The sequence below is a fragment of the Paenibacillus taichungensis genome, from assembly GCF_003287275.1.
GTDB lineage: Bacteria > Bacillota > Bacilli > Paenibacillales > Paenibacillaceae > Paenibacillus > Paenibacillus taichungensis_A.
This window is the reverse complement of the sequence record NZ_QEVW01000008.1, coordinates 164,023-177,155: the sequence shown is the minus strand read 5'-3', so window position 1 is coordinate 177,155 and position 13,133 is coordinate 164,023. Positions and strand designations below refer to the sequence as shown.

The following is a 13,133-nucleotide window of genomic DNA, read 5'->3' as shown; positions in this document are numbered from 1 at the left end:
AGCTTGCTTATTGCTGCTCCAACGAATGCTGCTTTTGGCTTTTCATGAAATCCATTCCCATGCTCAGCAACAGCATCAGTACAGCAAACATCACGGATTTACCAATGGTTCTTTCAGGAAAGATCATATAGGCAGCTAGAAAATTCCCTGTGAACACAAACAGGTAATTGCGGATGCGATCCATCTTCTCATCTCATTTCGGAATCAAATTTAGAATTCACTGTAATCTGCTGCTCTACCTTATCACATTTTTCCATATTAATCCATAACTCAACTTATCTCTTTCGCTCTATTCCCTCATAGACAGCCTCGCAAAGTTCCGTTGTGAATCTGCCCGACATGCCCTCCAAAGCTGTATTGGTGAACGCAACAACGCTTAGTTCTTCTGTTGGATCAACAAACCACGAGTGACCATAGGTTCCACCCATGCGCCACGTTCCAGCAGACTCAGGTGTACCTGCTTCTGCCGGATCTTTCAACACCGTGAATCCCAGGCCAAATCCTCTGCCTGGCCAATAAGGCATCTCTAGATGACCAATCTGATTAATCGTCATTTGGGCCACCAGTGCTTTAGGAAGAAGCGAACCTCCACCTTGACGCAGCGTTTCAAGCAATGATAGGTAGTCTCCTGCACTTCCTATCATGCCCGCACCACCCGAAAGATAGGCCGATGGTTCATGGTATCTTTCGAGTGCAAGTTGGAAGCCCGCCGCACCTTCAATAAACGGTACATGGTCCTCATCCCGCAAGCGACGAGGTTGCCCCGAACTGTTGGAACTGTCCGCATATGCAGCTGTCATTCTCTTCGAATCCACAGCGACAAAATCCGTATTCTTCATGCCCAGTGGATGAGTCACGAGCAGTTCTACTGCTTCTCGCAGTGTCAGCCCAGTCACTTTCTCAATAACCGCACCTAGTACATCTGTTGCAATCGAATATCTCCACATCTTCCCGGGCTCATACAGCAGTGGAGCAGAAGCAATCCTTTGCAAATTCTCTTCCAGCGTAATGCCAGCGATATCCATTCCATCCGATACTCCGGCAACTTCGTACGTTCCCCCGTTCTCCTGAAAAAAACGATACGTTAAACCCGCCGTATGCGTCATCAGATGATGAACCGTCATGGAGGCAACTTCCCCATTTGGCTGTTTGGGACGGAATTCTGGCAACCATTTCATAACCGGGTCATCCAGCTTTAATTTACCCTGGGATATCAATACCATGGCGGCGGTGGATACAATTGGCTTGGTTACAGAAGCATACCTGAACAACGCATCTTCTTGCATGTGTCTGTTCTGTTCTCGATCGGCGAGGCCATCCGCGCTGTTATAGACCACTTCCCCTTTCCACGCAATCTGAACAACGGAACCCACAATTCTTTTTTCTGCCAACGTACGGTGAATCACTTCTTCTACAAATTCAGGATTAAACTTCATATTTTTGTCTCCCATCTCACTCATCCCCTCCATGTGCCACATGCTTGATTATTTAAAGTAAGTGTGCTTATTATATAAATGATATCATCCGTATTACATAATAAAACCATGTTATTCGATTTAATCCGCGATGAATATAAAGGCATTTACTAAACATTTCCTATAATTTTAAAGGAGGCCATCTCATGGACCAAATCGATACGAATATCCTCTTTCATTTGCAAAACCAGGCAAGGCTATCCATGACTGAACTGGGTAAGCTGGTCGGTTTATCTCAACCCGCCGTAACGGAACGCGTGAAACGCTTGGAAGAAAGTGGCGTAATCGAAGAATACCGCACCATCATTTCCCCGCAGAAAATAGGGAGGTCGAGTACCTCCTATCTTCTTTTTCGCACACGGGATTGCCATGCCTTTCTTGATTTCTGCCGTTCGTCACCCGAAGTGATCGAATGTCATCGCGTGAGCGGAGAGCATAATTACCTGTTGAAGATCATGACGGATTCGATTGCTGGTCTTGAAGCATTTGGAGACCGATGCGATCAATACGGCACTTACACCACCCTCATCGCGATGTCTTCACCTATTGCAACCAAAAATCTCATCGAAGGAACGAATCCGGTGTAAATGTTTCATCGTTCATCGGTCCTTAACCTGTCTTGGGAAACCCTGTTTACTGGTGAACCAGGCGACGAGCAAAGCCATAACGATCAACAGGATCAGGGAAATCGGCAGGAAACGAGCACCTGTCTGGTCCAGCAGAATGGCTCCGATGATCCCTCCCCCTCCGATCCCCAGGTTCCATGCTGTCACCAGCATGGATTGGGCAACATCGGCACTTCTGCCTCCGGCCTGCGCAATTGCAGTCTGTAATAACGTAGCCGCTCCGCCAAATGTAAGCCCCCAGGCCACTACTCCCAGAATGATCATCATCGGTTGATGGATAAAGATCCCCATCACCAGCGAGGCCAGCCCAAATAGAACAAGGCTAACCAGAATCAATAATCTCATGTAACGGTCAATCAACAGCCCAATAATCCATATACCGATTACCGAAGTCACTCCAAAGATCATCAGAACCAGGTCCACCCGTTCGGACAGCATCGTCTCGCCCAGATAAGGTGAGATATACGTGTACAGAATGTTATGGGCCAATACCCAGGTCAGAACAACAAACAATATGGGACGAACCCCCGGTATAACAAAGATCCGATGAAGCGCAAGCTGCTGACGTGCAGGCTCCCCCTCATAGTCAGGTACTTTCCAGAGCACCCACAATACAAGCACTACCGTCAATAATGAGACTGTTCCAAAAATAAGACGCCATCCGGCGTAATTGCCCAAAAAGGTTCCCAAGGGAACGCCCAATGCAAGCGCGAGCGGTGTGCCCACCATGGCGACAGCCATCGCTTTTCCCTTTAGCGAGTCTGAAACCATCCGGCGTGCGTAACCTGCCGTCATCCCCCACAACACTCCAGCAGACACGCCCGCCATGAAGCGCGCAGCAAGGGTCAAACCATATACCGAGGATACGGCCGTAATCGTGTTAAAAATCAGAAAACCGAAGATGCATAATAGCAGCAACGGCCTGCGTCTCCATCCACGAGTTGCTGTCGTTAGGGGAATTGCCGCCAGAAGAGACCCCACCGCATACAAAGTGACGAGCTGTCCAGCCAAACCTTCACCGATCTTCAGATCTTGCACTATTTGCGGCAGCAGCCCCGCTGGCAGGCTTTCTGTAAGAATGCATATAAATCCAGCCATGGCCAAAGCGAGCAGAGCTGACCAGGGGAGGCGTTCTTTTGCGATTGTGTTCGCGTTCACAAAAACTCTCCTTTATCCTTTTATTTTTATATAATTCAGAAGCCTCTGGCCTACAAAATAAGCTTATAAAATCGGACTAACATTTGGCATACATAAACAACGGCAGATAGATCGTTTTAGGAGGATAATCCATTTAATTTCGGTGTTTCTCTTTGAATTTTATTGTAAACGCTATTAAACAGTAATCTTCACATACTGGACCATTAGAAAGGATGGGAGAACAAGGAAGGGAACATCGAAGATGACGAAGATGATTGATAGCATTTCTGTTACTCGCTAGAATAATAAGATAATACTTAGGCTTTGACTCCAATGCCTTTTAATACACACTGAGATCGGCTTCATAGAGAGGGATATTCCAATGTACAATCTTACATCTATTGAGCACCACACCAGGCTGCCCTCTAATGGCAACCCGTTCACACATACAGAAGGACAACTGTTACTGCTGCTGGAGGATGGAGAGATCTGTCTGACCGTGAATCGTCAGCATCGCGATCTCAAGGCAGGGCATTTTATTTTTCTCCAGGATGGCAAACAACTGCAGATTAGACAGACTTCCGCAGATCCTTTACGCATCATCGCGTTGGAGATCGAGGGCCAGATCTCGAACAGAGAGGATTTCGAAGAGGCTCTTAATCTTCCTCCCCTTTTTGAGCATAACCGTGTTGGTATCCTTCAATCACATGAACGCGAGTTAATCAAAGAACTGCATATACTCTGGCAGAAACATAACCATTGGCAGCGGATTCGTATCCAAGGACAATTTCTGCAATGGGTCGCCGATGTCGGAGAACGGCTTGAAGCCACCTCGGATTATGACTCGGCCAGCCTTGTACTGGACGCGCTGCGTTACATGGAGCAAAACTATCAGACGCCGATTACACGTCAACAGCTTGCCGAACGGGCGGGTTTCTCCGAGGGCTACTATTCCCGTTTTTTCAAGAAAAACGTGGGCAAAAGTCCGCAGGAATATCTGACCGACATTCGAATGCATCACGCCAAACGGCTGCTCACCAGGCAACAAAGCTCCATACAGGATGTAGCCGCCCAAGTGGGTTACAACAACCCTTTATACTTCAGTCGCATATTCAAAAAAACCGTGGGCCTCTCGCCTACCGTCTATATTCATTCGAATCCACGTCAGATCAGGGTGGCCGCCATGAATAATCAATATACAGGGCATCTGCTGGCACTGGGACTGGAGCCTTGCGCCGCAACGGGATCTTCTTTCAAAGCCAAGACCTCTTTGCTGGATCATACGCTTTTCATGAATGCCTATGAAGGTGAAGCCCCCGATTCAGCTACACTGCTCCGGGCTGAACCGGATCTGATTTTGACCAGTGAATATACAGACGATACACATGTTCAGCAACTAGACAGGATTGCACCTACACGGACGATTGCTTTTCAATCCCAGGACTGGCGCAGTCAGTTCCTTGAAATTGCTGAGGCTACCGGACGAAATCAACAAGCTTACAGCTGGCTGGATGAATATGATGAGAGATCCCTTCAGGCTGCAACACATCTTCGTCAGCAGATCGGCTCTGCTTCAATCGTGTCGTTACTTGTACGAAGTCAGGATTGTTTTGTTGCTGGTTACCGCCATATGGGTGCGGTCCTGTATCAGGATCTGCAATTGTCCACCCCATCCCTGATCCATGAACAGCAGAGCCATTATATTGCTGAGGATTGGAAGATGGATGATCTGGACGCCGATTACATCATGTTGGTGTTCCACCCTTCAGTCAGTGATTCAGAGCGGCAGAGATGGTTAAACTCACCGTGGTGGAAAGCGCGGGAAGCGGTGAAGCGGGGACGGGTTTATTTGGATCAGATGAATTATGTACTCGGCAGCTATAATGCCTTCTCGCATGATCTGTTATTACGGGAAATTCCCGAGCGCCTTCGGTCACTATCGTGCATGTGAATGGTTCCTTTTGTGCCTCGACGCACTGAATCTTCTCTCCTATACTAGTAATTGAGAATGATAATCAGTAAAGGGGAACATGCACATATGAATACAGATAGAAGAAACAAACGAGGATTTAAACCCAATTTGAAGGCAAGCATCATGCTCATACTGCTGATTATTCTAATTGCCGGTTGCGCCAAAGCCGAACAGACTTCTACGGGAGAATCCACTTCCGCAGCCAGTGAGTCAACAGAGAACACCAACGGTACCACATCGTCTGATAGTGAGGCAATCAGTACGGAGACACGTACCGTTGAGGGTATTAAGGGTCCTGTGGATATTCCTGCTGAACCCAAGCGTATCGCTGGCTTGACCTATGCGTATGCCGATCACCTCGTGGCATTGGGCATGAAACCATACGCCATGGTGACCCAAGTCGGTCAGGAGATGCCTGCCTATCTGAAGGACAAGCTCGAAGGCGTCGTACCGCTCGGTTCCGTCAATGAATTCAACAAGGAAGCACTTCTGGACACAGAGCCGGATCTCATTCTGTCCAATGAAGTACTTGTTGATGAATACGACGCGATCAGCGCAATTGGACCCGTCTATATGAGCAGCTACTTCAGCAATTCGCTTGAATGGTTCAAGGACACAGCCAAAGTATTGGGCAAAGAAAAAGAGGCAGACGAAATCGTGGATGAATTGTATCAAAAGGCCAAGGAACTTGGTACCAAGGTTGCTGCCAGCAATGCCGCGGATGACACCATTCTGATTTTTCGTTTGACCGATAAGCAGATTCAGGTATTTGCCCCAAGTGACAAATCTTCCGACGCCTTCTATTCTCCGAACCTGCTGTACGATATAGCCGGACTCCATGCACCTGATCTTGCCAAAGCAGGCATCGTCATGAATGAAGTTATTGAGAATGTGTCGCTCGAGTTGTTGCCTGAATTGAATCCGGATCGTATTTTCATGATCATCTCCGGTAGTGAAGCAGATAACGAACAAGCGCTCACGAAGCTGCGTGACAATGCAGTCTGGAAAGGCCTGAAGGCTGTGAAGAGCAACCAGGTTTACCTGGTGGACAACACGGTCTGGGTAGCTGGATTTGGACCGATTGCCTATGGTCAGGTTCTGGATGAAGTAGAACAAGCTTTGCTTGGAAACTGAACACAAAATCACTAGAGATTTGCAGCATAAACAAAAAATAGGCATGTCGTTTACATGAAGGAAGAAAGCCTCCAGGTAAATGCATGCCTGTTTATGTTTATGAATTCTCATTTTAATGTATAGCCCCCGAGATAGGTTTCCATCAGTTCATTTGAGAGCTGAATAGCTTCGGAACGATTCGTTGCAGGCATCGAGAGCATGAGCCCATCTTCGGAGCTCCAACTTTTACTGTTCTGCTCTCCGTTCGAATTCTCCTCCGAAATAGCGATGGTGAGTCGGGTGAATGCACGATCTACGAATAGTGTTCCGTATAGGAAGATATCCGTTTGCCCATTTTCAAAAATGAAGTATTCCATCAATCCGTGTCCTTCATGAAAACGAATTTCGAGGTTCTTTTGATCTTCGGGTACAGGGAAAGATTCACCTTCAATATCAATAGTTCCTCTGAATATGTAATCACCCGAGGTCGTTAGATAACGCTTGCCATCCATGTTGATATGAACCGTTTGCTCTGGTTCCCTGTTGTCTTCTCCCCCTAGCCGATATTTTACACCCACACCATCAAGATGGATCGTTCTGGGCAGAAACAGAAGAACCACACTGGTCACAATCATCAATACCCAGATGGCAAGCACGATCGAAATTACTTTTTTCCTCATAGTCCATCTCCTCAACTCATCGGTTTACAACTTTTGAAGATATACTGTCTCTTCCTGATCTTCATTCCATTGAATATGGACTGGGATAGGAAAGTCTTCATTTTCCAAGTATTTCGGACCCGAGGATTGCTTAATATCCCGGACAGGTGTACCCAGATTTTCTTCCAATCCGCTTGCCGTTAGATCTTTGCCGTCAAACTGATAACCAACATCTTTCACCATATTTTCGTCCCCGGTATATCGAATCGTATATTCAACCATACCGGTTTGAAATCTGTTGGTAACCACAACTTTCCAATGCTCACTTTCCCCATTCAGGGATATCATCCTCTCAGAACATCCTACGAGAATAAACATGAGCGCAATAAAAGCCAAGTAATTAATCTTCATTTTCTCCCCTCCCTATCAAAGATGGCACATGAATTAATTACAAATTATAACATATAAACTACTCGCTTGACTGTTTAAAGCATCCGCTTGCTTTCATTCCGGGACTGATTTGAGACTATGATCACAGATGACTTAAAACGCACAGCTGAAATTGGCACACAACTTTTGCATACAACAAAAAAACCGGTCACATCGTGACCGATTCAATCAGCTCCTCAGGGAGCGTAGGCTTAGAAGTGCGAATGACAAAGAGCCTATGATCGCTACTCCTTAATGTTACTCCAGACGACTCTTTAGTTGTAACTGTTGATCGAACACAAAAGGCCAGCTTTTGCTTCCACGCAAAAACAAAAACACCTCCGTATTCCGTCGATGATGGCAAAAGAGCAATATGCCGTGGAAGGTGCTTAGTGATGACGATTATAGAATAGTTAATATATAATGGCGTGCAAAGGGTTACAACTTGTCCACCTGTAATAATGTTACTGGCTTCACCGTACAAGCTGGACTAATCTGCTCTTCAGTGAGTATGTTCAGTTTGATGAGGCTTTTGAGCTTATGACTGTCTACCTTGGACAGTAGTCGCCAAATGTCCGGATCGGGAAGGGACGCGTACAGCTTCTGATCATCATATTCCTTACGGTGCTGAAGCACCGTTTTCACAGCGTATCCGCCAACTTGCGTCTCATAGACACCCTGCTCCTCACAATACCCGACAATCTCATCTCGTAACACAGATAGTCGTTGTTCAATTTCTTTTTGCTGCTGTTTCAGTTCAAAATAGGTTTGCACCTTCTGTTCCATACCTATCACGCTCCTCTATACCATAGGTATGCAGTGAAGAACAGTTTAGGACAATACTACAGCAGTTCATCATTTAAATATGAATTACTGCCAATAATCTTTTTAACCCGCTGCATTACACCCGGCCCCATAGGAACATTAGACACACGCTTTAATAGGATCCAGCGCAAACAAGCCATAGCTTCAAAAATCTCCGCATCGTCTGGTGTGTATTCCGATAGACTCTTGAATAGAGCACTGTACATCTTACCGTTTCGTTCCCCCGTATAGATCGTCATCAGAAAAATGGACCACGCTATATCGTATCTGGGATCACCACGCTGACCATTCGTCCAATCGATAATCGCATATTGATCATCTGACTCCAGAATATTTCCCAGGTTATAATCACCATGGATCAAATAATCATGCCTAAACTCAGTCCGTTGAAGAAGGTTCGTCAGGATCTGATGCATATCCTCATGCAGTTCAATGGAGGGGAAAAAATATCCCACGAAATCATATTGCGGTATGAAATTTGCATCCGCGTTACTCATACCATTTATATCATAACCATGCACTTGAATTAACATTTGGGCCAATTGCTCCAGCTTGGTTTTGATTAACTTGGCTATAGGCTCCCCGTCATAACTCGTTAACAGAACTTGATTAGAATCCACATCCATGCCCCAACCGTACGGTTTGGAGACTTGTATTCCACTCTCGCATAGTCTGGATAATAGTTCATACTGGTTGCGAATATTGGGTTTGGAATCCTTGTTCCATATCTTTAACACATACGAGTGATCTGCGCATTCTATCTTAACAACTTCTGCTTCCAAGCCTGGTGACAGGGGAAGAATCTTGTATGGTTTTTCAAGAAGGCAGCGAATTTCTTCGCTCAACTCGACCCAGCGGATACTTTCCAGAGTTAACCTCATTTTGCCCGACCCTTCTCTTTGAAATTAGAATTTGAACCTTGCTGTCACCTTTTCAACTCTAGTTATCAGGTTTAATAAGTCCCTTACCAATGAAATTGGAAGATACAGGCTTCTTATCCAGTTCTCTGGACCACACCGATAATTGCCCCATATGGTGAATCTCATGAGCAATCACGTGACGCATCACTTCTCCCCACGATTCCTTGACGACGGTGCTATCCAATTCGGGATCTATGCATGGTCTCTTTTCCATGCTGGGATCCCAGGATAGAACAAATGCCTCCACATCAGGTCGCAGCTTGCGATCGAATTGTCGTACGGCCTCCAGTGTTTTATAATTATCAAAATTCTCCATACCATCCGGTTTGCCCTGCAATAATTGAAGCCAGCTCCACTCTACATCAATGATATGAAAAAACGTTTGCAATATATTGCCTACCCCGCCTGTTCGAGGCCGAAGCAGCTCTTCCAACGGTACATCCTCACACCACTCAAACCATTGCTCACGCACGATCCAGTTATAACGAAAGAAAGATTCCACTTAGCCATTCTCCTTTTCTATATCATGCGTTTTAAGTGTTTTGATCAGTTCCATATTGGCAAAAGTCTTATTCGAATGTTCAAGGTCTCCGTAAATCCCGCTAATCTGATCAAATCCCGACTTGGTCCAAAATCGTAGTGCAGGCCAATTTTTGAGTGCCACGTTGATTCTGATTTCCTTATAACCAAGCTCGAAAAATAATCGGGTCAACGCATGCATCATTTCTTGTCCATAACCTTGTTTTTGGGTCTCACTATGAATATACAAAAATTCGAGATAAACCGAATCCTCCTTGGGGTAGCCATGGTACAGGCTCAATACACCTATATTTTGGTTTTGCAGAATCGTACGAATGGTCTGAATTCGGTAGTTCTCCAGCCTTCCCCCAGGAGGAAGATTGCCTTCTTCAAAGCACGTTCTCACATAATCCGGCTCATGATCTCGTCCGTCCCATTCCAGCACGTATTTACTCGTATCAACAATGGATTGGATATCGAAAATCTCAGATTCTTTCAAATCGGAAATGAAAAGTCGTTCTGAATTCCATTCTGTTGGAATCTGTTTCATATCATCATCCCCAATCTATTCGTGCCTTCTATCATAACCCATGATATGGTAATAATAAAAGAGCCGCGATCGTCGCAGCTCCCTACTCTTTTGGCTTCGTCATTCTCTTCTTTACATAGAGTAAAACATGAATTCCAGCGTATATAAACAGGACATTAAACAGATAAAGAAGAGCATTCACAGATACATTGGAAAGGAACCAGATCGTATCATCAGGTTTCTTATAGTGATAATCAGTAAAGAACCGCAACGGAAAACCATACTCTGTTCGTAAAGTCCCCTCCGTGTAGGCTGTTCCAGGAATAAAAATGACTGCCAACACAGCAAGCCAAGCCGAAAGATTAAATATTCTTTTATTGAACCTCAATTCATCTCATCCATTCATTACATTTTCGGTATCCACCACATTCGCAAACATGCTCAGAACCGAATTGTGATGTTCTATAATCTGCTCAGCTTGAAGAATGTTGGAATTCCATGTGCTGTGAGCATCACGAACCAAGGTTAGTGCATAGCCAAGGCTACTTGCTCTGCGACAAGTCGTATCCAAGCATATTTCCGTCTGCATGCCAGTCAGAATAAGATCCGTCACTCCGTTTTCTTGCAATTTCAGATTCAGATCTGTTTCGTGAAACGAATCAGGGGTTTGCTTTTCAATAACAAGATCACCAGTGATCGGCGCAATGGACGGATGAATCGCCCAACCTGCCGTTCCACGCTCAAGGGGACTGCCTGCTCCTTCACTATGCTGAATGTAGATAACGGAGTGACCTTTTTCCCGAGCCTTGGCAATGACGTGTTGTATTTTCTGAAGCAATACGTCCCCCTGATATACGGGATCTGATTCATCGAACATGGCTACCTGAACATCGATTACAAGAATTGCACAATGAGTTGGCATCTTATTCCTCCTGAAAAATAATATGAAATCAGCAATTGTTATGACTACGTCTTCCTTTTACGCACCGTTAACAAACCTTCCAATCCCAGATCGATCAACACAAATAGTATAGCAGCTAGAACGCCAAATAAGCTCAAAACTATCGTTTCTTTAAAATTTAGAATTTCTTCTCCCGCGCCCATGAGCAAATAATAGAAATACATTCCTAACACTCCTGCACATGCATAACCTAGTATTCTCAAACTTAAATAAATGACATAATTTGTGAAACGAGATCTGCTCAACAGATAATCCAGCAATAGGGATAACGGTAGCCCAATCAATGTGATCAGGGGAGTCGCATATACAAGATAAACAATAATATAAAAATCAAAGCTGTAAGATTCATTTATGGATATGATACTTGCAGTCAAAGTAAAACAAATGATGGTTAGAACGGTCGTCAGAAGCTTTCTTCCAATGTTCATCTCACCACTCCCATAAGGTTATCCATCTCCAATGAATGTTCCTACGCGTCAGATTCTCCCGGTTGCCACCCGATTTCTTGGGACCATATATGAGCTTTCTCTAAAATGCTCCACACCATCGGCCCTTTGCCTTCCACGTACTTTGGCCGCTGGTCCTTGTATAATGCCATAAGCCTGTGCTTCTCTTTTGCATATTTCAATCGATCCTCTGGATGTTCCCTCAAATAATCTCTAAAAAGCAAGTTCATCTGCTCAGAGAAACTCCCTGCTTGTCTTATGTGTACATGTGTCCTCCTGCTTCCTGGTACTTCGCGAAAATATCGCTTGGTTTTATCGGGATTTTCTTCTCTAAATACGAAGCCGGCCGCTTCGATTTCTTGTTTGTAGTTAGGCGATTCTTCGTGATTGGATACGGAAATTTGTATATCTATGATCGGTTTGGCATCCATTCCGACGATGGAAGTTGATCCGACATGGTCAATCCGCACAGCCGTCTCTCCCAACGCCTCTCTTAATCTCATCCCGGTTTCGAGAAACATATGCCTCCAAGCAGGATCATACATTGCAATTCTCCATTGATCTTCCATGTAGTCCTCCCTTTGATTTCATTAAGTATAGTTTCTATCATCATTTCTCTACACGACTCTATAAACCAAGTGAGATGTTTCCTCTCCTGAAAGAAAACCTAATCTGGTATATAAATAGTCAGCCTTATTTCCTAATATAACGAACAAACGAATGGTTGGAGAGAAACCTTCCAGATGAGAAATCGCCTTGAATAACATATATCTTCCCAAACCCTGATTACTATAGCACGGCTTAACTGCTATATCATACACAAGAGGCATATCCTCCCACATCGAAATCAAACAAAATCCAACAACCTCGTTCGTCTTTTTATCTACTAAAACCGATGATGCATTCAATAGCTCATCCTGACGGTTATGTTCAAAATAATAACTCACGTCATCCCGATATGTATCCAGATTTCCCTCATCCATTCCTCCACGATATGATTCGTTCATGACTTGAACAATGCTTGGCAAATGTTCCAATTGGGGTTTAATACAAATACAATCAGTATGGAGGTCATTTTCAATCTTCTCTGTAGGTCTAATCATACATTTCCTTGTGTTTAAAACTTCGAAACCAGCCGACTTCAACACATCAATATGTTCAGCCAGAACATTGTAAGCATCTACTTTTGACTGACCCCCTGAATTTTGAATGGCATAACTCTTTAAGAAATGAACCATACCTACAGTCAACGTGGATGGAGGGATCATAAAGAAAGATCCAAGTTCATTACTTGTCAAAGAAATCCCTCCCACTCGTTGATTATCTTGATAGATCCAATAACAATCACTTGCGTCTAGCATCATTTCTTGAAGGGATGCCCAGCTCGGTCTAAACCAGATATTCTTTCTATACGTCGCAAAATACTTGGCATAGCTAGTTTGATTCGCTGCTACTAACGAATATGAAGTCTTATCACTCATTGCCTTCTCCCTCTCTACTACAACTTACTCCTCGATGGTTA

Annotated in this window: 16 protein-coding genes; 3 read left to right on the top strand and 13 right to left on the bottom strand. The window is 44.7% G+C overall.

Annotated features, from left to right (window positions below; genetic code table 11):
• Positions 1 to 7 precede the first annotated feature (7 nt).
• Positions 8 to 184 (bottom strand): hypothetical protein, encoded by a 177-nt coding sequence (locus DC345_RS31720; protein WP_181586586.1) that lies wholly within the window; start codon positions 182 to 184, stop codon positions 8 to 10.
• A gap of 91 nt (positions 185 to 275) precedes the next feature.
• A complete protein-coding gene (locus DC345_RS13445; protein ID WP_113053526.1) occupies positions 276 to 1,451 on the bottom strand; it encodes a serine hydrolase domain-containing protein in 1,176 nt (391 codons plus the stop codon).
• Between the two features lie 170 nt (positions 1,452 to 1,621).
• Between DC345_RS13445 and DC345_RS13440 the strand changes: the two genes are divergently transcribed.
• A complete protein-coding gene (locus DC345_RS13440; RefSeq protein WP_063565290.1) occupies positions 1,622 to 2,062 on the top strand; it encodes an Lrp/AsnC family transcriptional regulator in 441 nt (146 codons plus the stop codon).
• 12 nt (positions 2,063 to 2,074) lie between these two features.
• Here DC345_RS13440 and DC345_RS13435 read toward each other — a convergent pair whose 3' ends face one another.
• On the bottom strand, positions 2,075 to 3,199 hold the full coding sequence (locus tag DC345_RS13435) for an MFS transporter (protein WP_113053745.1): 1,125 nt from the start codon (positions 3,197 to 3,199) through the stop codon (positions 2,075 to 2,077).
• Between the two features lie 421 nt (positions 3,200 to 3,620).
• Here DC345_RS13435 and DC345_RS13430 point away from each other — a divergent pair, with 421 nt between their 5' ends.
• Complete coding sequence (locus tag DC345_RS13430) at positions 3,621 to 5,189, top strand: helix-turn-helix domain-containing protein (RefSeq protein WP_113053525.1); 1,569 nt, start codon at positions 3,621 to 3,623, stop codon at positions 5,187 to 5,189.
• 87 nt (positions 5,190 to 5,276) lie between these two features.
• Positions 5,277 to 6,344 (top strand): ABC transporter substrate-binding protein, encoded by a 1,068-nt coding sequence (locus DC345_RS13425; RefSeq protein WP_181586585.1) that lies wholly within the window; start codon positions 5,277 to 5,279, stop codon positions 6,342 to 6,344.
• 107 nt (positions 6,345 to 6,451) lie between these two features.
• Here DC345_RS13425 and DC345_RS13420 read toward each other — a convergent pair whose 3' ends face one another.
• The 10 genes from DC345_RS13420 to DC345_RS13370 form a co-directional block, all read right to left on the bottom strand.
• On the bottom strand, positions 6,452 to 7,003 hold the full coding sequence (locus DC345_RS13420; protein WP_113053523.1) for a hypothetical protein: 552 nt from the start codon (positions 7,001 to 7,003) through the stop codon (positions 6,452 to 6,454).
• A 24-nt stretch (positions 7,004 to 7,027) separates the two neighbouring features.
• Complete coding sequence (locus tag DC345_RS13415) at positions 7,028 to 7,393, bottom strand: hypothetical protein (RefSeq protein ID WP_113053522.1); 366 nt, start codon at positions 7,391 to 7,393, stop codon at positions 7,028 to 7,030.
• Positions 7,394 to 7,849: 456 nt separating this feature from the next.
• Positions 7,850 to 8,197, bottom strand: a complete 348-nt coding sequence (locus tag DC345_RS13410) for a hypothetical protein (RefSeq protein ID WP_029881333.1) — start codon at positions 8,195 to 8,197, stop codon at positions 7,850 to 7,852.
• A 56-nt stretch (positions 8,198 to 8,253) separates the two neighbouring features.
• Positions 8,254 to 9,081 carry an aminoglycoside phosphotransferase family protein gene (locus tag DC345_RS13405; RefSeq protein ID WP_258530674.1) on the bottom strand — a complete coding sequence of 276 codons (828 nt, stop codon included), beginning with the start codon at positions 9,079 to 9,081 and terminating at the stop codon, positions 8,254 to 8,256.
• Positions 9,082 to 9,175: 94 nt separating this feature from the next.
• Positions 9,176 to 9,658, bottom strand: coding sequence for a DinB family protein (locus tag DC345_RS13400; RefSeq protein ID WP_113053520.1), 483 nt, complete (start codon positions 9,656 to 9,658; stop codon positions 9,176 to 9,178).
• Complete coding sequence (locus DC345_RS13395) at positions 9,659 to 10,225, bottom strand: GNAT family N-acetyltransferase (protein ID WP_113053519.1); 567 nt, start codon at positions 10,223 to 10,225, stop codon at positions 9,659 to 9,661.
• A gap of 373 nt (positions 10,226 to 10,598) precedes the next feature.
• Positions 10,599 to 11,126: a cysteine hydrolase family protein gene (locus DC345_RS13385; RefSeq protein ID WP_113053517.1), complete on the bottom strand. Its 528-nt coding sequence runs from the start codon at positions 11,124 to 11,126 to the stop codon at positions 10,599 to 10,601.
• A gap of 44 nt (positions 11,127 to 11,170) precedes the next feature.
• A complete protein-coding gene (locus tag DC345_RS13380; RefSeq protein ID WP_113053516.1) occupies positions 11,171 to 11,593 on the bottom strand; it encodes a hypothetical protein in 423 nt (140 codons plus the stop codon).
• 41 nt (positions 11,594 to 11,634) lie between these two features.
• Positions 11,635 to 12,180, bottom strand: coding sequence for a GrpB family protein (locus tag DC345_RS13375; protein WP_113053515.1), 546 nt, complete (start codon positions 12,178 to 12,180; stop codon positions 11,635 to 11,637).
• Positions 12,181 to 12,228: 48 nt separating this feature from the next.
• Positions 12,229 to 13,092 carry a GNAT family N-acetyltransferase gene (locus tag DC345_RS13370; RefSeq protein WP_113053514.1) on the bottom strand — a complete coding sequence of 288 codons (864 nt, stop codon included), beginning with the start codon at positions 13,090 to 13,092 and terminating at the stop codon, positions 12,229 to 12,231.
• Positions 13,093 to 13,133: the final 41 nt, after the last annotated feature.